Source organism: Marinobacter sp. MDS2 (assembly GCF_030718085.1).
Lineage (GTDB): Bacteria > Pseudomonadota > Gammaproteobacteria > Pseudomonadales > Oleiphilaceae > Marinobacter.
Genome location: NZ_JAVAJF010000001.1, coordinates 1,132,380 through 1,154,698, shown reverse-complemented (window position 1 = coordinate 1,154,698; position 22,319 = coordinate 1,132,380). Strand labels below are relative to the sequence as shown.

The following is a 22,319-nucleotide window of genomic DNA, read 5'->3' as shown; positions in this document are numbered from 1 at the left end:
ATCGATCAATAGGCATATCAAATTTTTTTGATATAGATTTATTCTTGTTTGAAATTTGCCCCCGGATACCCTAATCGGCGAAAATACGCGCCTTCTTTTTGAGCAGTTTTTGCAGCTTGAAGTCTTGTCCTGATAAACACTGGAGAATTGTCAATGCCGTCTCGTAAAGATCTCGCCAACGCCATACGCGCGCTGAGCATGGATGCGGTTCAGAAAGCCAAATCCGGCCACCCGGGTGCGCCCATGGGAATGGCAGATATCGCCGAGGTACTGTGGAACGATTACCTGAGCCATAACCCGGCTAACCCGCAATGGGCTAACCGTGATCGCTTTATCTTGTCTAACGGCCATGGCTCCATGCTGCAGTATTCCTTGCTGCACCTGAGTGGGTACGACGTATCGATTGATGACATCAAGAACTTCCGTCAGCTGCATTCGAAAACACCGGGGCACCCTGAGTACGGCTACACCCCGGGTGTAGAAACTACCACTGGCCCGCTGGGTCAGGGTATTGCGAACGCCGTTGGTTTTGCGCTGGCGGAAAAAGCGATGGCAGCCCAGTTCAACCGTCCGGGTCACGAGATTGTTGATCACTACACCTATGCATTCTTGGGCGACGGCTGCCTGATGGAAGGCATTTCTCACGAAGTGGCGTCACTGGCCGGTACTTTGGGCTTGGGCAAACTGGTGTTTTTCTACGATGACAACGGCATTTCCATCGACGGCGAAGTGGAAGGCTGGTTCACCGACAATACTCCGCAGCGTTTTGAGTCCTACGGCTGGCAGGTTATTCCGAACGTTGACGGCCACGACGCCGACGCCATCCGTGCTGCCGTTGAAGCGGCCCGCGCAAACACCGAACAGCCAACTCTGATCTGCTGCAAGACCATCATCGGCTTCGGTTCCCCGAACAAGCAAGGTAAAGAAGATTGCCACGGTGCTCCGTTGGGTGACGACGAAATCGTTCTGACCCGCGAAGCTCTGGGCTGGCAGCACGGCGCGTTTGAAGTGCCTGACGACATCTATGCCGCCTGGGATGCCAAAGAAAAAGGCGCTGCGGCTCAGCAAGCTTGGGAAGACAAGTTTGCCGCCTACGAAAAAGCCGAGCCGGAACTGGCAGCCGAGTTCAAGCGCCGTATGGCCGGTGAGCTGCCTGCTGATTTCGCTGAAAAAGCGCAAGCCTACATCCAGGAATGCCAGGACAAGGGCGACACCATCGCGTCCCGTAAGGCTTCCCAGAATGCCCTGAACGCTTACGGCCCGTTGCTGCCGGAACTGATGGGCGGCTCTGCCGACCTGGCCGGCTCCAACCTGACCATCTGGTCTGGCTGTAAAGGCGTGACCAAAGACGACGCCTCCGGCAACTACATCTATTACGGTGTACGCGAGTTCGGCATGGCGGCGATCATGAACGGTATGGCTCTGCACGGCGGCTTTGTTCCCTACGGTGCTACCTTCCTGATCTTCATGGAATACTGCCGTAACGCCGTGCGCATGGCAGCACTGATGAAGCAGCGCTCCATCTTCGTATTCACCCACGACTCTATCGGTCTGGGCGAAGACGGCCCCACGCACCAGCCGATTGAACAGCTGGCCAGCCTGCGCACCACACCGAATATGAGCACGTGGCGCCCGGCTGATGCCGTTGAATCTGCAGTCGCCTGGAAATCTGCCCTGGAGCGTAACGATGGCCCCACGGCCATGGTGTTCTCCCGCCAAGGTCTGCCGCATCAGGATCGTGATGCCGAGCAGCTGGCGAACGTTGCCAAAGGTGGCTACGTATTGTCCGACAGCGAAGGCACGCCTGAGCTGATCCTGATTGCCACCGGCTCCGAAGTCGGTCTGGCGCAAGACGTTGCCGGCAAACTGCGAGAGCAGGGTAAAGCCGTACGTGTAGTGTCCATGCCGTCTACCGACGTATTCGATGCCCAGAGTGCTGAGTACAAGCAGCAAGTTCTGCCGCTGGAAGTGACCAACCGCATTGCGATCGAAGCCAGCATCGCTGACTACTGGTACAAGTACGTTGGTCTGGACGGCCGGGTTGTAGGCATGACCACCTTTGGTGAGTCTGCGCCGGCCGGTGAGCTGTTCAAGGAATTCGGCTTCACCGCTGAAAACATCCTGGAAGTGGCTGCTGAACTGCTGGACGCTTGATGAGCAACTCAAAGCCTTATCGGATTGCTATCAACGGGTACGGCCGCATCGGCCAGTGCGTGTTGCGGGCATTGTATGAGAACGGCTTTCGCGACCACCTGCAGGTGGTCGCGATTAACGAGTTGTCGGACATCGACACCATTGCCCACCTGACCAAATACGATTCCACCCACGGGCGGCTAAACGGAAAGGTGGCGGTGGAAGGTGATGACCTGATCGTGAACGGCGACCGCATCCGAGTGCTGCGCCACCCGGACCCGGAAGATTTGCCTTGGCGCTTGCTGGATGTGGACTTGGTGCTCGAATGCTCCGGCGCCTTTACCGATCGTGCGACCGCAGAAAAGCATATCGCGTCGGGGGCCAAGCGTTTGCTGTTCTCCCAGCCGGGCGAGGCCGATGTAGACCGCACCGTGGTATACGGCATCAACGATCAGGCGCTAACCCAAGACGACGTGATTGTGGCGGCCGGTTCCTGCACCACCAATTGCCTGGTGCCAGTGATCAAAGTACTGGACGATGCCTTTGGCGTGGAGCAGGGCAGTACCACCACCATTCATGCCGCGATGAACGACCAACCCGTGATTGATGCCTATCACCATAAGGATTTGCGCCGCACCCGAAGCGCACTGCACAACATGGTGCCCGTTGATACCGGGTTAGCCCGCGGTATCGAGCGGTTAATGCCACACATGGAAGGCCGTTTCAGCTCTGTGGCAATCCGTGTGCCCACACTCAACGTGTCGGCCATCGACATGGTGGTCAATGTGCGCGAAAGCACCGATGTGGCAGCCGTGAACCAAACATTGAAAACCGCTGCCGAAGGGCCGCTGGCGGGCATCCTCGACTACACTGACGAGTTGCTGGCGAGCTCGGATTTCAACCACGATTCCCATTCTGGCGTGGTTGATGGCGGGCAGACAAGAGTCACCGGCGGCACCATGGTAAAGGTGCTGTGCTGGTTTGATAACGAATGGGGCTTCGCCAACCGAATGCTGAATGTCAGCCAGGCGTGGCTAAGCAAACCCTGACTGATACAACGGGATAAAAGGGGTCTGACCCCAAATGGGGTCAGACCCCACCCAAGATAGACCCGAACCAAGATACGATTGAATCCATAACTACGGACCTTGATTATGGCCATCAAAAAAATGACTGACCTGAACCTCGCCGGCAAGCGGGTTCTGATTCGTGAAGACCTGAACGTACCGGTAAAAGACGGCAAAGTTTCCAGCGACGCCCGTATCCGTGCCTCGCTGCCTACCATCAAAGCAGCGAAAGACGCCGGCGCGAAAGTCATGCTGATGTCCCACCTTGGCCGCCCGGAAGAAGGTGTGTACGACGAAGCGTCTTCCATGAAGCCGGTCGCCGACCACCTGTCCACCATGTTGGGGCAGGAAGTGCGTTTGATTAAAGACTACCTCGACGGCGTGGAAGTGGCCGATGGCGAAGTGGTGCTGTTTGAAAACGTTCGCTTCAACAAAGGCGAAAAGAAAGACAACGAAGACCTGGCCAAGCAATATGCGGCCCTGTGCGACATCTACGTGATGGACGCCTTCGGCACCGCCCACCGCGCCCAGGCTTCTACCCACGGCGTGGCCAAGTTTGCTCCCGAAGCCTGCGCCGGCCCGCTGCTGGCGGCTGAGCTGGACGCTCTGGGTAAAGCGCTGGATAATCCTGCCAAGCCGGTTGTCGCCATCGTTGGCGGCTCCAAAGTGTCCACCAAACTGGACGTACTCAACGCCCTGGAAAAAGTCTGCGACCAGATCATCGTAGGCGGCGGCATCGCCAACACCTTCCTGGCGGCCGCCGGCCACCCGGTTGGTAAATCCCTGTGCGAGCACGACCTGATCGACACCGCCAAAGACATCGCCAGCCGCGTGGAAATCCCGCTGCCGGTTGACGTTGTTGTTGCCAGCGAATTCGCCGAAACCGCCACCGCAACGGTTCGAAACATTTCCGACGTAACTGCCGATGACATGATCCTCGACGTAGGCCCGGAAACTGCTGGCCAGTTCGCCGAGTTGCTGAAGAGCGCCAAAACCATCCTCTGGAACGGCCCGGTTGGCGTATTCGAATTCGACCAGTTCGGCAACGGCACCAAAGCCCTTGCTGAAGCCATCGCCCAAAGCGACGCCTTCTCACTGGCCGGCGGCGGAGACACCGTAGCAGCCGTTGACAAATATGATATAGCTGACAAGATCTCCTACATCTCGACTGGCGGCGGTGCCTTCCTGGAATTCGTAGAAGGCAAAACCCTGCCGGCAGTGGCTGTACTGGAAGAGCGCGGACAGTAAGTTTTAATAAGCCGCCATTTAATGGCGGCTAAAGCAGAATCCCAACATCAAAAGTTAACGAAGGAGACAACCCATGGCCCTGATATCGCTGCGGCAACTTCTGGACCACGCCGCCGAGCATGGTTACGGTGTGCCAGCCTTTAACGTAAACAACCTCGAGCAAATGCGAGCCATCATGGAAGCCGCCGACAAAACCGACTCCCCGGTTATTGTTCAGGCCTCTGCCGGTGCCCGCAAATACGCCGGTGCGCCCTTCCTGCGCCACCTGATTCTGGCCGCCATCGAAGAATGGCCGCACATCCCGGTCGTTATGCACCAGGACCACGGCACCAGCCCGGCCGTATGCCAGCGCTCCATCCAGCTTGGCTTCAGCTCCGTCATGATGGACGGTTCACTGGGTGAAGACGGCAAAACCCCAACCAGCTACGAATACAACGTAGAAGTCACTCGCCGGACAGTCGAAATGGCGCACGCATGCGGTGTTTCCGTAGAAGGCGAACTGGGCTGCCTGGGCTCTCTGGAAACTGGCCAAGCCGGTGAAGAAGACGGCATTGGCGCCGAAGGTACTCTGGACATGGACCAGATGCTGACCGATCCGGAAGAAGCGGCAGACTTCGTTGCCAAAACCCACGTAGACGCACTGGCCATCGCCATCGGCACCAGCCACGGCGCCTACAAGTTCACCCGTCCACCAACGGGCGACATCCTGGCGATCGAGCAGATCAAAGCGATCCACAAGCGCATCCCGGACACCCACTTGGTTATGCACGGCTCCAGCTCCGTACCCCAGGAATGGCTGAAGGTGATCAACGAATTCGGCGGTGAAATCCCGGAAACCTACGGTGTACCCGTTGAAGAAATCGTTGAAGGCATCAAGCACGGTGTGCGTAAAGTGAACATCGACACCGACTTGCGTCTGGCAAGCACCGGCGCGGTTCGTCGCTTCATGGCGCAGAACCCGGCCGAGTTTGACCCGCGTAAATTCCTGAAGGCCACCATGGTAGCGATGACCGACATCTGTGTTGCTCGCTACGAAGCCTTCGGCTGCGCCGGTCAGGCCAGCAAGATCAAGCCTCTGAACCTCGAGCAAATGTTCGAGCGTTATGAGACTGGTGAGCTGGACCCGAAAGTAAAGTAAGCCAGCAGTAAAAAAATGCCCCGGAACCATCCGGGGCATTTAGTCTCTTCCCCCTCCTGAAAACCTCGTAAAAACCGTAGCTTTGTGAGCAGAGATAGAGTTCTTGGCTATAGTTAATGCCGGACACTCAACATGCTAACTAAAGAAGTTACCTATGATTTCCGAGAAAATCACCGTCGCGCGCGCCAAAGCGCAGCTGTCCGCACTGAAGCTAATCGTGAAGCTGGTACCTGCGCCCGTGCCCTATATGTTTTTGGGACAGCATGCACGTTTCCAGCTACTCGAGCACATCGCTCGCCTTGGCGTTAACAAGGTGCTGATCGTGACAGATGCTGCACTGTTTGAACTGGGTGTCATCGATCCATTGGCACAACGGCTCAGTGAGCTCAGTATTGATACGGTCGTGTATAGCGGGGTGATACCAGACCCGGACTTCAACGTAGTCCATAACGGCCTGGCTATGCTCCGTGAGAATGAATGCGATGCCGTCCTTGCGGTTGGCGGTGGCTCCTCTATCGACGCGGCTAAGGTGATTGCACTTGCTGCCAGCAACAAAAAAACGCCTCGTGAGCTCGTTGGAATTCTTAAAGCTCGCAAGCCGTCGTTGCCTCTGTTCGTTATTCCGACCACCGCAGGTACCGGCTCTGAGGTAACGCTCGGAGCGGTCATTTCCGATGAAACAACCCACATCAAAAATCTGGTGATCGACCCCAAACTCGTGCCCCTGGCTGCCGCGCTTGATCCTGAAATTATGGCTGGAATGCCCAAAACGGTAACCGCAGACACAGGAATCGATGCACTGACCAATTCCTGGAGTCCTGGATCAGTGATTTTTCCAACGAAGAAACCGAGATGTACTCCGGTTCTGGCGTGAAATTGGTGTTGCAAAATCTAGAGCGGGCCTGTGACAACGCGATCGTGTTGCCGCACGTATTCGAAGTGAACCGCCCCTTTGCCGCCGGTCGATTGGCAACGCTGGCGCGACTTTGTGGTTTGGAGGCGAATACCGACGAGGATGCCGCAGATAAACTGATCCAACGGGTGAAAGACTTATTGCGGGCGTTGCCTATGCACCTTGAAGTAGACGGGATGGACGAACAGCACTTCTCGGTGATGGCTGATGCGGCCATGAAGGAAGCTCACGGAACTTATGCCGTACCGGGATATCTCAACAAAGAGGAAATCATCCGTATTCTGCATGCGATTAAAGGCTAGTGCAGTCACTGAATGGTGAGAGCAATGATGACGTGTGATCAGCAGGACTACATAGAAATAGCCTGTATGTATCGGTATCCGATCAAGCTAGTGATGAAATCAGGCGCAGTGGTTGAAGGTGTCGGACTTGATACAGCGTACGATGAGCACAGAGAAGAGTGCATCAAAGTGGATTCGAAAGGTGTTGTTCGTTTGATCCCGTTAGATCTCATCTCATCGCTCGAAGTGTGTGTGGATAACCCTAACTTTCAACGTGTTTCTTTTACCTAAATGCGTATGCTGAATGTATGACGCTTACATCGGCTCCAGCTCCCTATAGGTTATGTGATGCTATTCCACTATGCGAAAACCCGACGACGTCAGGCATTGAAAATCGCTTTTAACATTCTCCTGATTCCGGTCCTTCTCTTCGCTTTTCATCATTTTTTTCAAGACAAAGCCAATTTCTCGGAGATATACGACATCGCCGTAAAAGCGGGTATGGCCGTTATGGTCGTCCTGACCGGTATTTTTCTATGGTTTCTTAAGAGTAAAGAAAAGTTCGAAATCTATGTGACGGCGAACGAGTTCTACAGCTACCACCCCATCTTCAAAGAGTGGTGCTTCAGTGTAAATCCAAAGGATATTGTGGAGATCGAACACCACTTGCGCATTGATACATCAGCGATGACCAACATTAATGTTTACCTGAAAGACGGCACAAAAGTGCAGATCTGCCAAAACTACCCTTTCTCCCGAAAGAAACTGTATTCGGCATTGGAGCAGGCCAATGCAGAGATTCAATTTCCCGATAATCCCAACGTCTTTAAACACAGAAAAACCGAAGCGATGGACCAGTATGTTTCAAATCGGTTTCCTTTGACGACAAAAGTCGTCAAATCAGCTCTAAAAGTCATGCCCGGGCAAAACGTTGAATCGGCGGCTGGGAAGCAGGATAAGCGTCAATAGTTCGGTTAAACTCAGCTAATAAAGACAGCAACTAGCAGGTGATTGATATGGCCGGCGGTTGGGCTCGAGACGGAGCCGTACAAGATCAGATAGATGCCACAGTTGAAGATGCAGTCGAACAGGCGCGTAGCAATCTCCACTCCGGAGACAGCGCGGAGTTCTGTGTTGAGTGTGATGAACCCATTCCAGAAGCACGGCGCGAAGCCATTCCCGGCGTTCAACTGTGCATCGCCTGTCAGTCGAAATTAGAAGCGAAGGGCGGAGGCACCGGAGGCATCAACCGGCGAGGCAGTAAAGACAGCCAGTTGAGGTAGTGGCGATTAGATAGGCGATCCATCTAGCCTGGATGCCGGTTCCATCGCTACTCGCCTTCGGAACCTTCCGACCCAAAGCCGCGTCAGTGAAGAATGCCCCAATAATTTAATAATCACCGGAGAGCGCGCGTGAAACGCAAAGTCATAGGCGAGACGGTCGCATTGGCCGACTTAAGCAACATCAAAGGCCAGTCAGTACAAGTTCCCCAGCCCGGAAAGCTGGTTCATCTGCAGTTCAGACGCTTCGCGGGTTGCCCGATCTGCAATCTCCATTTGCAGTCCTTCTTCAAAAATTCCGCTCAGCTGCAGGAAAACGACATCCACGAGGTGGTCGTCTTTCATGCCAGCCGAGAGCGTATGCTGAAAGACGTGATTGATGTGCCTTTTGATCTTATCGCCGACCCATCAAGAAAGCTCTACCGCTCGTTTGGTGTGGAAAGTTCGTGGAAGGCCATTCTGAACTTCAAAATGATGAGAGGTGCGCTGAAAGGCGTGCGCAAGTTCGGAATGAAAAAACCGGAAAGCCTGGAAGCGGAACTGGGGCTGCCTGCCGATTTCCTGATCGATGACAGCGGGAAAATTGTCGCCCTGAAATATGGCACCCACGCGGATGATCAGTGGTCACTGAACGAAGTGATCCAGCACGCCAAGAACGAGCAGGTGAGCGTGTGAATACTGGGGGTCGGAACAAAAAATCCAAAATTTTCTGAATTTTTTTGGAATAAAGTATCGGCCCAGTCGTCTTCCTGATGAAAGCTACCCATAAGGGTTCATCCAAAGGAGGACGAAATTATGAAAAAGCACATTTTGACTTTTGCGATCTGTTCTATCCTTTCTACCAGCGCACTTGCTGCTGAAGGCGCCGCTTCCGCTGACGTTCAGGCCGATGCAAACATGAGCGCCAGCGCCAATGGTAACGATGGCGTTTCAGCTCAAGGCAGCGGATCAGCATCTGCACAGGGCAATGTGAACGGTGAGGCCGCGCGTCGCGAAGCTTCTGAGCAAGGCCAGGCGGCCAGTAACGAGGCACGCCAGAAGACAAATGCAGCTGTGAATGCGGGTGTTGAAGCGGGCCAGAAGGTCCGTGGTAAAGCTAACGCCACAGCAGATGCGGCTGCCAGCAAGGCTGCCGAAAAGCGAGCTGCTGCAAAAGATCGCGTGAACGAAGCGCGCAGCTCGGAGGTTCGCGTTGAAACCAATCAGCAAATCGGTACCTCCGTGTCGGATTCCGTGAAGGGGGAAGTCCGGAACTCTGTGAAAGGTGCCGTGAAAGGCTCTACCGGTGGCGGAGTACTCTAATCACGCCGATTAATGATAGCCGGGCCTGTTAAGGCCCGGCTTTTTTCTGGCCAGGAGAACCTTGTCATGCGATTAAAACAACCTTTCTATAAGCTGCCGCTCGCGGCCGCAATGGCTGTGTCCGCCCCCGTGCTTTGGGCATCGGAGCATGCCGAACTGAACGGTCATGTGGCGGCTGGCATGGAGCACGACAACAACCTGACGGTTGACGAACTGAACCGCTCCTCCGATAACAGCGACGAAGCCTGGGTCTTCGACGCCGGGCTGGAAGCCATTTTAAAACCCACCAAGGCACTGAACCTGACGCTGGACTATTCGGTGTCCGGTAGCCGTTACCAAACCTACGACGAGTTCGACCAGAACATCCATCTGGCGTCTGCGGATCTGAGCTACGATTTCGATCCGGTTACGGTGGGTGCGAGTTATCACTATTCCCACGCTACCTTGGATTCGGATCCGTTTTTGGATTTCACGCGCACCAGCGTTTACCTCGGTAGCCTTCTGGGGGATAGCACATACCTGATGGTGAGCCTGCAGGACAAAACCAAAGAGTTTGAAGACAGCGATGCCCGGGACGCTGACATTAAAGGTGCCAGTCTCGATGCCTTTTTCTTCTTTAACGACGCCCACAGCCACCTGCTGTTCGGTGTCGATGGCGATCAGGAAGATGCGCGGGCCGATGCCTATGACAACCGGCTTATTCGCGTGCGTGTCAGCTGGGTTCACAAGTTCCTGATGGCAGGCCAAGATAACCGCCTGCGGTTGAAATGGCGCTATGAAGATCGGGAATACGATGAAGTGGTTATTGCGCCCGATGAACCGTTTCTGAACAACCCGTTTATCGAAGATTTGCAGGAACGCACGTCGGAGCAGCGCGCAGACAAGGCCTGGATTGTAGAAGCCGGCTGGCGGATCGGGCTAAACGAGGTGCTTAGCCTTGAGCCGAAGGTGTCCTACGGCCATTACACCTCAAACGTAGACTCTGCGGATTACGATAAAACCGTAGCCGGCGTCACCCTGCGGGCTGATTTTTGAAGCGCCCAGACTGATCGTCGAGAAAGCCGTGGCCGAACCCCGGGTCACGGCCCTCGGCACCCAGATCTTCAGCACGCTCTATCAGTGCCTGAATCGCCTGTTCGTTGCTCATGCGCGGTAACGAACACGCGAGCAAGGCCGTGACCACCGGGGCCGCCAACGAGGTTCCGCTATCTTGAACAAAGCCGCCGTTCGGGTGAGCAACCGGAACGTTCACGCCGCGAGCGGCAAAAGTCACGTGTTCTCCCCGGTTTGCCCATCGGTATAGAGCGCCCGCCTTATCCACCGCCGTCACACCGATCACCCCCTCATAAGCAGCGGGATACAGCGGTGGCGCAGCGGGCCCTTCGTTGCCCACGGCGGCGACCAGCATAGGCCCCTTTTGCTGCAGGTTTTTGATGGCGGTAGCCAGAATCCGGTTATCCGGGCCGGTCAGGCTGATATTGATGACCGAGGTGTTTTGTTCTGCCAGCCAGTTTAATCCTTCCAGCAAGTGAGCGAGTGTTGCCCCGGAAGTCGCCTCGGAGCCCTCGTAGAACACCGATGCGTTGAACAGCGTTGCGCCGGGCAGCCGGGGCTGAGATTGAGCGGTGGATTGGCCCACCAGCACGCTGGCAACGGCGGTGCCGTGAGCACGAGGTGCTGTGAGTTCACCGGTTTGGTTCGCCACCGTTAAGAACGGTTTCTGAACGATCTTTGCTTGTTCAAACGCCGAATGTTCCTCACTGATCAGCGTATCCACCATGCCAACGCGAACGGGCTCCGGGCACAGGCTGGCCGTTGTTGTTTCAGCGCGATTGGGCACTGCGCCCGAAGCCCGGCTTTGGGGGCTGTATATGTGGTTACGGTCGAGTCGTTCTGACAGTTCCGGTAAAAGTTTTTTCAGTGCAGCACGGGAGTCGATGTCCGGGCGAACCTGAAAGCGCACCACCGTCAGCCCCAAACCTTCGAGCTTCTGTTGCTCCAAGATCGTCACGCCGGGGCGGCGAAGCCGATCCAGTTCCTCGGCCGTAGCAGTGATAAGCCATTGCCGGGCCACGGCTCGGGAACCATCGCTTTGGAGCGTTTCGTAGAAGGCGGTTTCGCCATCACGAGTGCGAACGGGTAACAGCTCCGACAGTTGCCCTTGCAGTTTCTCCGGCAGCTCGTCGGCGTTGACGACACGCTCGCGAGTCCGCTCCGCCACTTTGCGCTCCACCAATGCTTCGGCCCGTCGCTCGACCTGTTTGGAAATGCCATCAATTTGCCCGTTCAGCAGATCGCCGGGGCCAGCACTTTGGGCCAATCCGGGCGCAATCAGCAAGGCCGGTACCATCAGCCAGTGGAACGTTGGTCGCTTAATCATCGTGTAGATCCAGGTAAAAAAGAGTTTCTAACAGAACAACGGCTGGATCGAAAAATAATTCCCGATCAGAGGGAATAAATCCCGCTTTGACTCGTTGTACAGGTAACACATATCGACAAAGGGCGCCATGCGACAGGAAATCACGGAACTATTGCCGAGTTTGAGGCGCTTTGCCTACTCACTGAGCGGTTCCGCGGCTGATGCGGATGATCTGCTTCAAAATACGGTAGAGCGGTTGTTGAGCCGGCCGCGACCTGATGACGCAGACATTGCCCGATGGGCATTTCGGGTCTGCCGGAACGTATGGATAGACGAGTGTCGGGCTCGCAAGGTTCGTCGTGACGCGGCAGAAAACCCGGAGCTCAGTGACGGCCAGATTTTCGATGGCGATAAGCAAGTCGCCAATGAAATGGAGGTTAGCCGGGTGGATCAGGCGATGAGCCTGTTACCGGAAGATCAGCGCCAGATCATATCGCTGGTGGCGATTCAGGGGCTGTCTTATCAGGCGGTCGCAGAGATTTTGTCGGTGCCCAAAGGGACGGTAATGAGCCGGCTGGCTCGTGCGCGCGGCGCATTGAGTGAGGCGCTGGCGCCTGAGACAACGAGGATCAAGCAATGACCAACGTGGATGAAAAACTCTCTGCCTTTCTCGATGGTGAATTGCTCGCCGAGGAAATGCAGCAGATTCGTGAGCGCTTAGCGGTGGAGCCCGCGCTGGCTGCGCGTTTGAGTGAGTTGTCGATGGTTGATCAGGCGTTGCAGGCGCACTACGGAGAAATCGACGATCGCCCGCTGCCTGCGGGGATCACACAGCTGTTGGGCATGGCCGAGAATGAGCCTGAGCGCCAGCCGAACAACGTGATTCGTTTTCCGCTGCGGGAGCGTCTGCGCGCTCATACCGGGAAGGCCATTGCTGCCGCTTTGGTCGGTGGCTTTGCCTTGGCCCAGTGGCTGTCGCTGCCTACGGTTGACTCAGATGCCTCCTGGCAGGAGGTGGCGCAGGTGCTGGAATCGACGCCCAGCGGCACAAACTACACTCTGGCCAGCGGCGAGACTCTTACGCCGCGGTTGACGTTCAAGAATCACGACGGTGAATACTGTCGACAGTTTCGGGTACAAGGAGATGCCGGGCGTTCGGAAAACATTGCTTGCCTGAGCGGTGCGGGCACCCAGGAATGGGATCTGGCTGTGCGTCTTGAATTGACGGGTGCGGTTGCTGAGGACCGCTACCAAACAGCCAGTGGTGGCTCGGCGCTGGATGCCACGCTGGATAAAATGATCGCGGGTCCTTTGTTGGCACCGGAAGATGAACGGCGCCTGATTGAGCTTCAGTGGTCGCCCAACCACTGAAGCCTGACGGGCGCAGAAGCACCGGTTTAACGCTTAATCGCTTCTTCGCTGTTCCATCTCGTTACGGTACTGGCTGCCCAGATCCTCCTTCTGCTGATCGGTCAGTACCTTGCCGCCCATCTGGAACACTTCCTGTTCTTCTTCATCCAGATGATGGCTAACAAGGTGTTGCAGCTCTTTGAACATTTGAAGCCATTGGGGGCTGGAATAGTCGGTTTTTTCAAGCTGCTCTATGCATTCATCAATGTCGTGATGTTCAGCAACGCTGTGGCGGGCTTTGTCCTGGGTTTGCTCGTGTTGCATCAGGTGGGCGTAGAAATGCTTTTCTTCCGCTGCTGCGTGTTCGGTCAATTCGGTTTTCAGCTTCGCAAATCCCTGTCGGCGAACTTGCTCATCGCCAGAGGTGTCGGCCAGTTGTTCCAGCAGTTCCCGTTGTACGTCGTGATCCTGTCTCAAGGCTTCGAACACGTTCACTATGGCTCTCCTTATCGGCTTGAACACCGAGATAGTGTAGAACACATTTGAACGGGTTTTATTTCGGCTTGGTAATCTCGATTTTTCGCCCCAGCTTTTCGAGCGCCATCAGGGTGTCGGTGTAATTCACCATGCGGTTGAGATACTCCGGTGACAGGCGCTGCATCTCGGCAATGGCCCGGCTGACCAGCCGATGGGCATTCATCGGGCCGGCATCTTCGGGGATGTTTTCAATGGCGTGTTGAATGCGGTCTTGAAGCGCTTGAACGCCGTGGTCAGCCGTTGCGCGAGCCATGGCTTTCAACGGTTGTGGGCTGTTTGATGTGGTTTGTGAGCGCTCAACCGCTTCCTCTTCCGTTGTCCCGAAGATCAGTTGCTCGATTGCGGAGCGGGGCGCTTGTGCCGGAGCGCTGCTGGGAGCTTGATTCAGTGTGTCGATCAAATCGAGCAGGGGAGAACGACGACGAGGCTCAGCCGCCGAAGGCTGCTTGGCATTGTTACGCTCTCTGGCCTGTAACTCGGCGACGGCCCGCTCCAGTTTGTGCCAATGGGCTGTGCCCTCAAGCCCTTTCGAACGCAGGCGTTGCTCAAGTGCCGCCAGGTAGTGAAAGCGCACCGGATCTATTTGGTCAGCCCCGGTCGCTTGCAGCGCAGCAAGCAGAGACGATTCAGCCAGATCAGACATCAGCTTTCGGTGTCCGGTTGAGCGTCTGCTGCGGCGCTGGTTGGCGCACGCGGCACGGTGCTGATCTCCACCCGCCGGTTCTGGGCGCGGGATTCCGCATCCACATTGGGAACGGCAGGATGATGCGGGCCAAACGCGGCTGCGAAAACCCGATCGTTTGGCAGGCCTAGTTCCATCAGCGTGCGCGTCACGGTGAGTGCTCGCTGCGCCGACAGTCCCCAGTTATCCTGATACCGGTTGCCCCGGTGCATCGGCAAGTCATCGGTGAAGCCGCTGACCATCAACAACTCATCATGCTGGGTCAGATAGGTTTTCAGCGGGGTCACCAGCGATTCCAGCACTTCAACGCCATCCGCTTGAAGTTGATCCGAGTTCAACTGAAACAGCACATTGCCGCTGATGCCGATGCGACCATTACTGAAGGTCACCAGGCCTTTAGTGAGCGGGTCTTCCAGCGCTTGTTCCAGCGCAATCCTGCGTTCTTCTTCGGCTTCCCGCTTGGCTTTTTCTTCCGCCAGAGACTGGCTGAGCTCTAGTTGAACTCCAATTACCCACACCAGAATTAGTACCAGAATGCCCACCAAAGCGGCCATCAGGTCAGAGAATATCGCCCAGATCGGCGTGGACTGCTGTTCGCTGTCCTCCAAATGTTCCATCAATCCGCTCCGCTGGCCTCAAGCTCGCCGCGGCGCAGGGCAGCTGCGGCATCAATAACATCCTTTTGCGAGCTCACGGATAGGTCGATCACTTCACGGGCCTGGGCTACGTAGTAGGCCAGCTGCTCATCATGACGGTGGCTGGCGGAGTCCAGTGCTTTCTGAATGTTGTTGAGGCTGTCCTGAAGCTGCGCGTTAGACGCGCTGAACAGTTCGACCGCCTTGAGGAAGGCGTCGCTGAGGGCGCCCACTTCCTGGCTGCTGCCGCTAAGATCTTCACCCAGCTTGCCAAGCTGCTGGCTCTGTTCCTGGATGAGCACATTGAAACGTTCGCTGATGCCGGTCAGTGTTTCGCCGGCACCGCTGATCAGTGAATCCACCGCCTGGCGTTGGTTGTCGGCATTGCTGCGCTGGGATTCCAGCAGGCTGTCCAGCTCCTTGACCAGGCGCTGGCGTTCTTCCAGTAACTGGTTTTCACGCTCGCTGTTACGGGCCATCTCGGATTGCAGCTGTGAAATCACCTGCGCCGCCGCTTTCGGAGTTTCTGAGGCAGTCTCTATCAGGCGGGTCATGGGCGCTTCCAGCCCCGCGCCCAGCTCGGTCAGGTGCTTGGACACGGTGGTTTCCAGCTGCGCCAACCGGCTGTTCGCGGCTTCGCCACGGGCCACTTCTTGATCATGCAGCGTTGTGAGCTGCTCGCTGATACGGGTGATCAGTGCATCCAAACCTTGCTGCTGTTGGCTGGCAAGCCCTGCGCTCTCGTTTCGGAACTGAGTTTGGTATTCCTGCAGAGTGTTCTGCAGATCAGTCACCAGCTTTTCAGCGGTTTGCTGTTGCTGTGCAACACCGGTTTGCCAGTGCTGGGCGGTTTGTTCTGTGGCGTTTTGAAGCTGCTCCAACAGCTGCTTCTGTGCTTGCTCCGAGCTCTGTTGCAAGGCTTGCTGATGTTCAGCGGAGGCCTGCTGCTGCGCCTGAAGATTCTGCTGCCAGTGTTCGCTCGCGTCACGGGTGGTTTTCTGGAACGCTTCGGTTAGATCGACCAGCTGTTGTTGGGTGGTGGCCGCCCAGTTTTCATGAAGCTTGCCGGCACCGGACTGCAGGCTGGTCATGGCATCGGTAACAATCGGTTCAATCCGTTCCGCTGTGAGGCGAGAGCTGGATTCCAGTGCTTTTTCCAGCGATGCAGCCACCGAGTCGGCCAGCGACTGATAGTGGTTGCCCACCGTGCTATGGAATTCCTGCTGGTTTTGCGTCAGGGATTGTTCCAGCTGTTGGCCCAGCTGCTCCATGCGGGCGGTCATGCTTTCCATGGCAGAAGCCATTTTGGGTAGAGCTTCGGCTTGGGATTCCAGCGCTTTGAACGCTTGCTGGCGTTGGTGGTCCGCCGACAGATGATGCAAACGCTGGCGCAGGGTTTTGTCCAGTTGGCGGGAAACCTGTAACCGTTCGCGTCGGCTCAGGGTAGAGGCCAGCCCCAACATGGCCGAAGCTGCAACACCGGCAATGGAGGTGCCAAAGGCCAGGCTGAGCCCGGCAATGGGCGCAGCCAAGGCGCTGCGAATGGCGCTGAGCTCGGTGCTGCCATCCAAAGCAGAAGCGGCGCCGCTCAAGGTCACAATCATGCCAGCGAAGGTGCCCAGCAGGCCAAGCATAACCAGCAGGCCAACCAGGTAGGGCGTGAACTGCGGGCTGGGCAGGGCTGCAAAATGTCCGTCAATGCGCCGCTGCACGGCAAACTGCACTTGCTCCGGCAGGCCGGCTAGCCAACCTGACAGTTGCTCGCGGTTCTCCGGAGTTGTAGACAGTTTATCGGCCAGCTTCCGGGTGGTGCCGCGAAAGCCCATCAATTCCACAAAACCCAGCGTATACACCACGGCAATGATAATGGTGACGGAGAGCGCCAACAGGTCGGAATGGATGAAACGCTGGCCAATCCAGCCGGTTACAGCCAAACCTGTAACAAACGCGAGAATAAAGAAAAGTCTGCTCATGGAGAGTGATTTACCTCGTTGTGGCAGGCCTCTAGTAACCCCAGCACCGGCTCCAGCCGAACATCCAGTTCAGCGAGTAAAAGATTCTGCGCTTCTTCGCAGTAGCGGTGCAGCCAGTCGTCCGGCGCAATGCCGGTGTCAGGGGATGAATCAGAGGGTGTTTGCAGGCTATGGAATCGCTGTTCCAGAACCTTGGATACATGGGAGAAACACTGGCCGGTGTAGCTGGCCATGGTGTGGTCGAATACCGAATCCAGTTCCGCCAAACGCGCAAGGTTCTGATTGTGCTCTTTCATCGCCTTGCGGACTTTGTCCCGGAGTTGGCGGCTGGAGGCCGCCACTTTGCGCTGCAGCACCAGCCACGCGTTCAGGTAGGGTTCGGCTGAGAGGCTCTCGCCGGGCTCGACTTCCTCACCGTAGCGGCTGACCTTGCGACGCAATGCCCGGCGGGTATTGCTCAACTCTTTGGTCAGTTGCTCGAAAACCGGCCCCTGATCCATGCCGCGCTGACGGCTCCGAAACGCGGTGGCGGCATCCAGTGTCATGGTGTCGCCAAGCCCGAATAAACGGCTCAGGCGCTCGGCGAAGCAGGGAGGGTTGTCAGGTTTTCGGGGTGCATCGCCGGTGGCCAGAAGCTGCAGTAGCCGGGCATGAGCACTGCCGGATTGTACAGAGGCCGTTGGATTCATGGATGGCGCACCGGGTCAGGGTATCGGATAGATAACGAGCGAATACTTACTAAAGCTCGTCATTCTACTGCCTAACCAGCCTGAATCATAATGGCCGGACCGGCCGACATGAGCAGCGTTTCTTGCATTTATTACGAAACACTCACAAACCCTTCACCGCGAATCGCTGGACAAAGTCCAAGTTTGGGATTAAATTCCCACTATCTGTTTTGGGAAAATAATCCCATTTTATATTTTCTGCGAAAAAGCTGAGCAAAGAGGGGAATTGAGATGAAGCGTAATGGACTTTCCGTAGCAGTAAAGATTGTGATTATGGGCGCATTGGCTGGCTCGCTGGTTGCGTGCGGCGGCTCAGGCTCTGGCAGTGGTTCGTCTGCAAGCACGGGGCACGATGGCCGCAGCGTGGGGGCCGTTACCGGATTCGGTAGTGTTTACGTTAACGGTACGCGCTTCAAAACCGATGGCACGGTAACCAGCAACGATGGTCTCGAGCGTGAAGACCAGCTACATAAAGGAATGGTGCTCAAGGTCAACGGCAGCTGGAATGGCCAAGGTGAAGGGCAAGCTCGGGAGATTTCCTACGACGATACGCTCCGGGGCCCGCTCACTGAGGCGACATGGAGTAATACCGATAAAACGGGCCATCTGACTCTGCTGGGCCAGACGGTCGAGCTTGATGCTAAAACCGTTTTTCGTGGCGCAACCTCGGCAGAGCTGGCCGGCAACCCAACGAACTATCGCGTGCGGGTGAGTGGTTGGCGCACCGCGGATGGGCAATTCCGTGCTAGCTATGTGGGCGCAAAAGTAATCGGATTGGAGTTTGACGACACGAATGAAGCCGAGCTTGAAGGTATCGTGGCTGATCTGGATGCCACAGCGCGCACCTTTACCATCGCCGGATACAGCGTAAATTACGAGCTGGCCAGCGGTGATGACGATTTTGATCTGGCTGATCTCGAAAACGGCATGGCGGTGGAAGTCGAAGGTTATTTGAACGGCGACCTGCTCATGGCGAAGGAAATCGAACAAGAAGACGATCTTTTCGAGGATGACGACGACGTAGAAATCTCCGGGGATATCTTCGCGTTCGATGAATCTGCCGGCACTTTTATGATCAACGGCGTTCAGGTGCAGTTCTCTGACGATACCGAATTCGACGACATGGACAGCGGTAACCTTCAGGACGGAACTTACGTGAAAGTAGAAGGCGAGTTTCGTAACGGCGTTCTCATCGCCGAGGAGATCGAAGGCCAGGAAGGCGAAGCTGAACTGAGCGGCAAAATCCAAGAGTTTGATCGTGAGAACGAAATTCTGACCGTCAGCGGTGTCAAAGTCTGGCTGACGGACACTACCCTCATCGAGACGGATTCAGACAAGCGCAGAAGCCGCGAAGACGATCTGAACGCACTGCAGCAAGGCGATTATGTGGAAGTGGAAGGGCGCCAGCGCGATACCGATGGCGGTTACCTGGAAGCTTTCGCCATTGAGCGCGAAGACGACGAAGGCGAGAACGTTGCAGAAATCGAAGGTCGTGTTGATGCAGTGGGCGAAACCTCTCTGACCATTATGAACCTGGAAATTCTGTTCGGCGCTTACAGCGCCGCTGGCGTAAGCGTGGGTGACGAAGTGGAAGTGGAATACACTCAAAACACTGGTGGTGAATTCGTACTGGCCAGTGATGTGAGTCAATAATCACCGAAACAGGAAAGGGCTGCCGCACGGCGGCCCTTTCTGGCTTTCAGGCTAGCTATGGGAATACAATCCCAAACATGACGACAACCAATACCAATCCTCTGAATAAAGCGCTGTATCGCATCCTCCGGCCTCTGGCCCGATTGCTGTTGCGCAACGGTGTACCGTTCAGCGAATTTGCTGATCTGGTGAAGCGTGCTTATGTGGAGGCAGCCCTCGAAGACTTTGCCGATGGGCGACGCAAGCCAACCGATTCCAGAGCCGCCGTGATGACGGGGCTCACCCGCAAAGAAGTTAAACGACAGCGCGATTTACTGGCCGGCGAACACTCCGGCAGCGAACGCCGTTCCCACGCCAACCGTGCTTCCCGCGTGGTGTCTGGTTGGGTTCGGGATGCTGCTTTTCAATCGGCTGACGGCCAACCTGCCATGCTGCCCTTTGAAGGTGAAGGCAGCTTCACCGAGCTAGTACGCAAATACAGTGGCGATATGCCGCCTCGAGCTGTTTTGGACGAGTTGTTTCGCGTAGGTGTAGTTTCGGCCGATGAACAAACCGGCAAGTTGCACCTTCAGAAACGCGCATACGTGCCGGCGGGCGATAGCGAAGAAATGCTGCAGATCTTCGGAGAAGACGTCTCGGATCTGGTGGCAACGATTGATCACAACCTAACCGAAAGCCAGCCCGGCCGGGCACCACTGTTTCAAAGAACACTCACCTACGACAACATCCCCGCAGACGTGATCGAACGCTGGCAACAGTTTGCGGCCGAGAAATCGCAGCGATTGCTGGAAGAACTAGACCAGTGGCTGGCACCTTACGACCAGGATGTCTCGCAACACCCCTCTAACAGCAACACAGACCGGGTGCGCACCGGGGTGGGGGTGTTTTATTTTGAAGATCCGATTCAGGCCCGCAGCGCTGCTGATTCCACCTTATCTGATGACCATCACCAGCCTGAACCGCTGGCAGGAGACCCAAATGAACCCGGTATCCATTAAAAAGCGTCTGACGCTGATGCTCACCCCAATCGCGCTCGGCGTTCTGGCTGCCTGTGGCGGCGGTGGCGGTACGAATATCGCTGACGGTGGCATTCGCGGCACTGGCTCCAGCGTTGGCCCTGTATCCGGTTTTGGCAGCGTGTTTGTAAACGGCGTGAAGTTTGAAACCCGCGACATCGTAAACCAGCGCGTTGAGAGCAACGACGGAATTTCGACCGAAAGTGACCTTGAAAAAGGCATGATTCTAAGGATCGAAGGGGAGTGGAATAAAGACGGCTCCGGCAAAGCCGAAGCGCTGAAATACGACGACACCTTCCGCGGGCCGGTGACCGATATTGTACTGCCAGACGAAAGCGCCGGTACACCGGGCAGCTTCCGTATTTTGGGGCAAAGCATCAACTACGACAGCCGCACCGTGCTACGTGTTACCGGGGGCAAACTCACCGAAGGCATGAAGGTTCGGGTCAGCGCCTGGCGCACGGCAAACGGATACCGCGCCAGTTACATAGGCAGTGTCACCACAGGCTCTGACTTCCCCTTGGAATTGGAAGGGCGAATCGACGAGGTTCAGTTAGACAAGTTCCGGATTGGCGATCAATGGATTCGTGGTGGTCAGAACGTAAGTTATCCTGGTGACCTCACGATCAACGACATCGTGAAAGGTGCATTGGTTGAGGTGGAAGGCCGCTTCCTCTCCGAGGGCGGCGATGTCACCGCAGCCGAAATTCGTTTCTCCGATGACCGTCGATTCCTGGGTGACGAAGGGGGCGAAATTGAAATAACCGGCCCGGTGCAGTCTTTGAATGTGTCCGGCTCCACCTTTTCACTGAACGGCGTGCAGGTTGTTTATGACAACGACACCGAGTTCGATGATTTTGCCCGTTCACGCATTGCTGACGGCCTGCTGGTTCAGGTGGAAGGTGAAATCAAGTCTGGCCGACTGCATGCCGAAGAAATAGAACTCTACGAAGGCAATGCGGAAGTTGAAGCCGCTGTGCTGCCCCCGTTTGAAGGGTCGGCAGAAAACGAGCTGAATGTTGGAGGTGTTCGGGTTCGGATTACGAACAGTACGTTGATCGACAGAGACGATGACGACCAAACGCCGCTATCTGAAGCGAAGTTTCTGGAAGTGGAAGGTATCGAACAGAAAGATGCGAATGGCGATTTCAGCTACGTTGAAGCGCTCAATATCGAGATAGAATCCGAAGATAACGGTGAGTATGAGTTAACCGGGCAGTTAACCACGGACGACCCGAACGCCAAGATACTTACTGTTCTGGGCGTCAAGATAACCTATGATCAAAACGTAGGCAGCGAGAACGAAGGCTGGCGCGACTGCACCGTCGTAAGCGTCGAGTACCAAAAAGTTACCGATGGGTTCCAGGCAACCGGAATCGAATGCGATGATTAAGGCAAAGTGATTGCGCACTAGTCTGAGGGAGCCCTAGCTCATGAACCATCTCGCCCATACGTTTCTCGCGCCGGATTCCCCCGAGGCGCGTGTGGGCAGTATTCTCGGGGACTTCTCCCGCGGTGTTGATTGGTCGGCCTTGCCCGCACCGGTTTTGGGCGGTGTTCGCCACCATCTTGCGGTAGATACCTTCACCGACCAGCACCCTCAAGTGCTGGCCAGCAAGCAACTCTTCTCCAAACAGCGCCGGCGCTTTGCCGGTGTCGCGCTGGACATCCTCTACGACCACTTCCTGCTGCGGCACTGGCATCGTTATAGCGATTGCGAACAAACCGCGTTCATTCACACCGTTTATCGGGAACTTAGCGCCCATGAGCCGGTCATGCCACCCGCAATGATCAAGGTTACCCGGCGCATGGTGGAACACGACTGGTTTAGTGCCTATCAGGAACTGGACAACATCGGATTCGCCCTGGACCGGGTAGCCGAGCGCATTCGTTTTCCGAATCAATTTACTGGAATAATTGATGAAATTCGGGAGAATGAACGCGAACTAGAGGCGAATTTCTTGCAGTTCTTTCCGGAGCTCCAAACCTTCGCCCGCCAGTATCCGGACACCTAACAAGGAGCC

At 56.0% G+C, this 22,319-nt stretch carries 24 protein-coding genes; 18 read left to right on the top strand and 6 right to left on the bottom strand.

What is annotated here, in order from left to right; genetic code table 11:
* Nucleotides 1–153 precede the first annotated feature (153 nt).
* The 12 genes from tkt (at nt 154) to Q9245_RS05515 (ending at nt 10,397) form a co-directional block, all read left to right on the top strand.
* Nucleotides 154–2,154, top strand: a complete 2,001-nt coding sequence (gene tkt / locus Q9245_RS05565) for a transketolase (RefSeq protein ID WP_305896205.1) — start codon at nt 154–156, stop codon at nt 2,152–2,154.
* Nucleotides 2,154–3,182, top strand: coding sequence for a type I glyceraldehyde-3-phosphate dehydrogenase (locus Q9245_RS05560; RefSeq protein WP_305896204.1), 1,029 nt, complete (start codon nt 2,154–2,156; stop codon nt 3,180–3,182). Before tkt ends, Q9245_RS05560 begins: the two co-directional genes overlap by 1 nt.
* Nucleotides 3,183–3,287: 105 nt before the next feature.
* A complete protein-coding gene (locus Q9245_RS05555; RefSeq protein WP_305896203.1) occupies nt 3,288–4,448 on the top strand; it encodes a phosphoglycerate kinase in 1,161 nt (386 codons plus the stop codon).
* 73 nt (nt 4,449–4,521) lie between these two features.
* Entirely contained in the window at nt 4,522–5,586 is a 1,065-nt protein-coding gene (gene fba, locus Q9245_RS05550; protein WP_305896202.1) for a class II fructose-bisphosphate aldolase, read from the top strand.
* A 154-nt stretch (nt 5,587–5,740) separates the two neighbouring features.
* On the top strand, nt 5,741–6,460 hold the full coding sequence (locus tag Q9245_RS05545; protein WP_305896201.1) for an iron-containing alcohol dehydrogenase: 720 nt from the start codon (nt 5,741–5,743) through the stop codon (nt 6,458–6,460).
* Complete coding sequence (locus Q9245_RS05540; protein ID WP_305896200.1) at nt 6,439–6,801, top strand: iron-containing alcohol dehydrogenase; 363 nt, start codon at nt 6,439–6,441, stop codon at nt 6,799–6,801. The genes Q9245_RS05545 and Q9245_RS05540 overlap by 22 nt, the downstream gene beginning before the upstream one ends.
* Nucleotides 6,802–6,813: 12 nt before the next feature.
* Nucleotides 6,814–7,071, top strand: coding sequence for a Rho-binding antiterminator (locus Q9245_RS15955; protein WP_371824788.1), 258 nt, complete (start codon nt 6,814–6,816; stop codon nt 7,069–7,071).
* A 57-nt stretch (nt 7,072–7,128) separates the two neighbouring features.
* Nucleotides 7,129–7,749, top strand: a complete 621-nt coding sequence (locus tag Q9245_RS05535) for a hypothetical protein (protein WP_305896199.1) — start codon at nt 7,129–7,131, stop codon at nt 7,747–7,749.
* A gap of 47 nt (nt 7,750–7,796) precedes the next feature.
* Nucleotides 7,797–8,063, top strand: coding sequence for a DksA/TraR family C4-type zinc finger protein (locus tag Q9245_RS05530; RefSeq protein WP_133004669.1), 267 nt, complete (start codon nt 7,797–7,799; stop codon nt 8,061–8,063).
* A gap of 129 nt (nt 8,064–8,192) precedes the next feature.
* Nucleotides 8,193–8,735 (top strand): peroxiredoxin-like family protein, encoded by a 543-nt coding sequence (locus Q9245_RS05525; RefSeq protein WP_305896198.1) that lies wholly within the window; start codon nt 8,193–8,195, stop codon nt 8,733–8,735.
* A gap of 120 nt (nt 8,736–8,855) precedes the next feature.
* Nucleotides 8,856–9,362, top strand: a complete 507-nt coding sequence (locus tag Q9245_RS05520; protein ID WP_305896197.1) for a hypothetical protein — start codon at nt 8,856–8,858, stop codon at nt 9,360–9,362.
* Nucleotides 9,363–9,428: 66 nt separating this feature from the next.
* Nucleotides 9,429–10,397: a surface lipoprotein assembly modifier gene (locus tag Q9245_RS05515; RefSeq protein WP_305896196.1), complete on the top strand. Its 969-nt coding sequence runs from the start codon at nt 9,429–9,431 to the stop codon at nt 10,395–10,397.
* On the opposite strand, the gene Q9245_RS05510 is transcribed toward Q9245_RS05515, so the two are convergent.
* The gene (locus tag Q9245_RS05510; RefSeq protein ID WP_305896195.1) at nt 10,375–11,742 is read right to left on the bottom strand and encodes a S8 family serine peptidase; all 1,368 of its coding nucleotides are present in this window, start codon (nt 11,740–11,742) and stop codon (nt 10,375–10,377) included. The two genes, Q9245_RS05515 and Q9245_RS05510, sit on opposite strands and share 23 nt — an antisense overlap.
* A 127-nt stretch (nt 11,743–11,869) precedes the next feature.
* Here Q9245_RS05510 and Q9245_RS05505 point away from each other — a divergent pair, with 127 nt between their 5' ends.
* Together Q9245_RS05505 and Q9245_RS05500 are read left to right on the top strand one after the other, a co-directional pair.
* On the top strand, nt 11,870–12,361 hold the full coding sequence (locus Q9245_RS05505; RefSeq protein WP_305896194.1) for an RNA polymerase sigma factor: 492 nt from the start codon (nt 11,870–11,872) through the stop codon (nt 12,359–12,361).
* Nucleotides 12,358–13,092 carry an anti-sigma factor gene (locus tag Q9245_RS05500; RefSeq protein ID WP_305896193.1) on the top strand — a complete coding sequence of 245 codons (735 nt, stop codon included), beginning with the start codon at nt 12,358–12,360 and terminating at the stop codon, nt 13,090–13,092. The genes Q9245_RS05505 and Q9245_RS05500 overlap by 4 nt, the downstream gene beginning before the upstream one ends.
* Before the next feature lie 33 nt (nt 13,093–13,125).
* On the opposite strand, the gene Q9245_RS05495 is transcribed toward Q9245_RS05500, so the two are convergent.
* From Q9245_RS05495 to Q9245_RS05475, 5 genes are read right to left on the bottom strand one after another with little or no spacing between them, the layout of a single operon-like run.
* The gene (locus Q9245_RS05495) at nt 13,126–13,566 is read right to left on the bottom strand and encodes a hemerythrin domain-containing protein (RefSeq protein ID WP_305896192.1); all 441 of its coding nucleotides are present in this window, start codon (nt 13,564–13,566) and stop codon (nt 13,126–13,128) included.
* Nucleotides 13,567–13,624: 58 nt separating this feature from the next.
* Nucleotides 13,625–14,251 carry a DUF2894 domain-containing protein gene (locus tag Q9245_RS05490; protein ID WP_305896191.1) on the bottom strand — a complete coding sequence of 209 codons (627 nt, stop codon included), beginning with the start codon at nt 14,249–14,251 and terminating at the stop codon, nt 13,625–13,627.
* On the bottom strand, nt 14,251–14,907 hold the full coding sequence (locus Q9245_RS05485; RefSeq protein WP_305896190.1) for an OmpA family protein: 657 nt from the start codon (nt 14,905–14,907) through the stop codon (nt 14,251–14,253). Before Q9245_RS05485 ends, Q9245_RS05490 begins: the two co-directional genes overlap by 1 nt.
* Nucleotides 14,907–16,898: a DUF802 domain-containing protein gene (locus Q9245_RS05480; protein ID WP_305896189.1), complete on the bottom strand. Its 1,992-nt coding sequence runs from the start codon at nt 16,896–16,898 to the stop codon at nt 14,907–14,909. The genes Q9245_RS05485 and Q9245_RS05480 overlap by 1 nt, the downstream gene beginning before the upstream one ends.
* Nucleotides 16,895–17,587, bottom strand: coding sequence for a DUF3348 family protein (locus tag Q9245_RS05475; RefSeq protein WP_305896188.1), 693 nt, complete (start codon nt 17,585–17,587; stop codon nt 16,895–16,897). The genes Q9245_RS05480 and Q9245_RS05475 overlap by 4 nt, the downstream gene beginning before the upstream one ends.
* Nucleotides 17,588–17,857: 270 nt before the next feature.
* Between Q9245_RS05475 and Q9245_RS05470 the strand changes: the two genes are divergently transcribed.
* The 4 genes from Q9245_RS05470 to Q9245_RS05455 all read left to right on the top strand — a co-directional run bounded on the left by Q9245_RS05470 (nt 17,858) and on the right by Q9245_RS05455 (nt 22,310).
* Nucleotides 17,858–19,279: a DUF5666 domain-containing protein gene (locus Q9245_RS05470; protein WP_305896187.1), complete on the top strand. Its 1,422-nt coding sequence runs from the start codon at nt 17,858–17,860 to the stop codon at nt 19,277–19,279.
* Nucleotides 19,280–19,356: 77 nt separating this feature from the next.
* Nucleotides 19,357–20,277 carry a DUF6502 family protein gene (locus tag Q9245_RS05465; RefSeq protein ID WP_305896186.1) on the top strand — a complete coding sequence of 307 codons (921 nt, stop codon included), beginning with the start codon at nt 19,357–19,359 and terminating at the stop codon, nt 20,275–20,277.
* On the top strand, nt 20,258–21,688 hold the full coding sequence (locus Q9245_RS05460) for a DUF5666 domain-containing protein (RefSeq protein ID WP_305896185.1): 1,431 nt from the start codon (nt 20,258–20,260) through the stop codon (nt 21,686–21,688). Before Q9245_RS05465 ends, Q9245_RS05460 begins: the two co-directional genes overlap by 20 nt.
* A 40-nt stretch (nt 21,689–21,728) precedes the next feature.
* A complete protein-coding gene (locus Q9245_RS05455; protein WP_305896184.1) occupies nt 21,729–22,310 on the top strand; it encodes an ACP phosphodiesterase in 582 nt (193 codons plus the stop codon).
* Nucleotides 22,311–22,319: the final 9 nt, after the last annotated feature.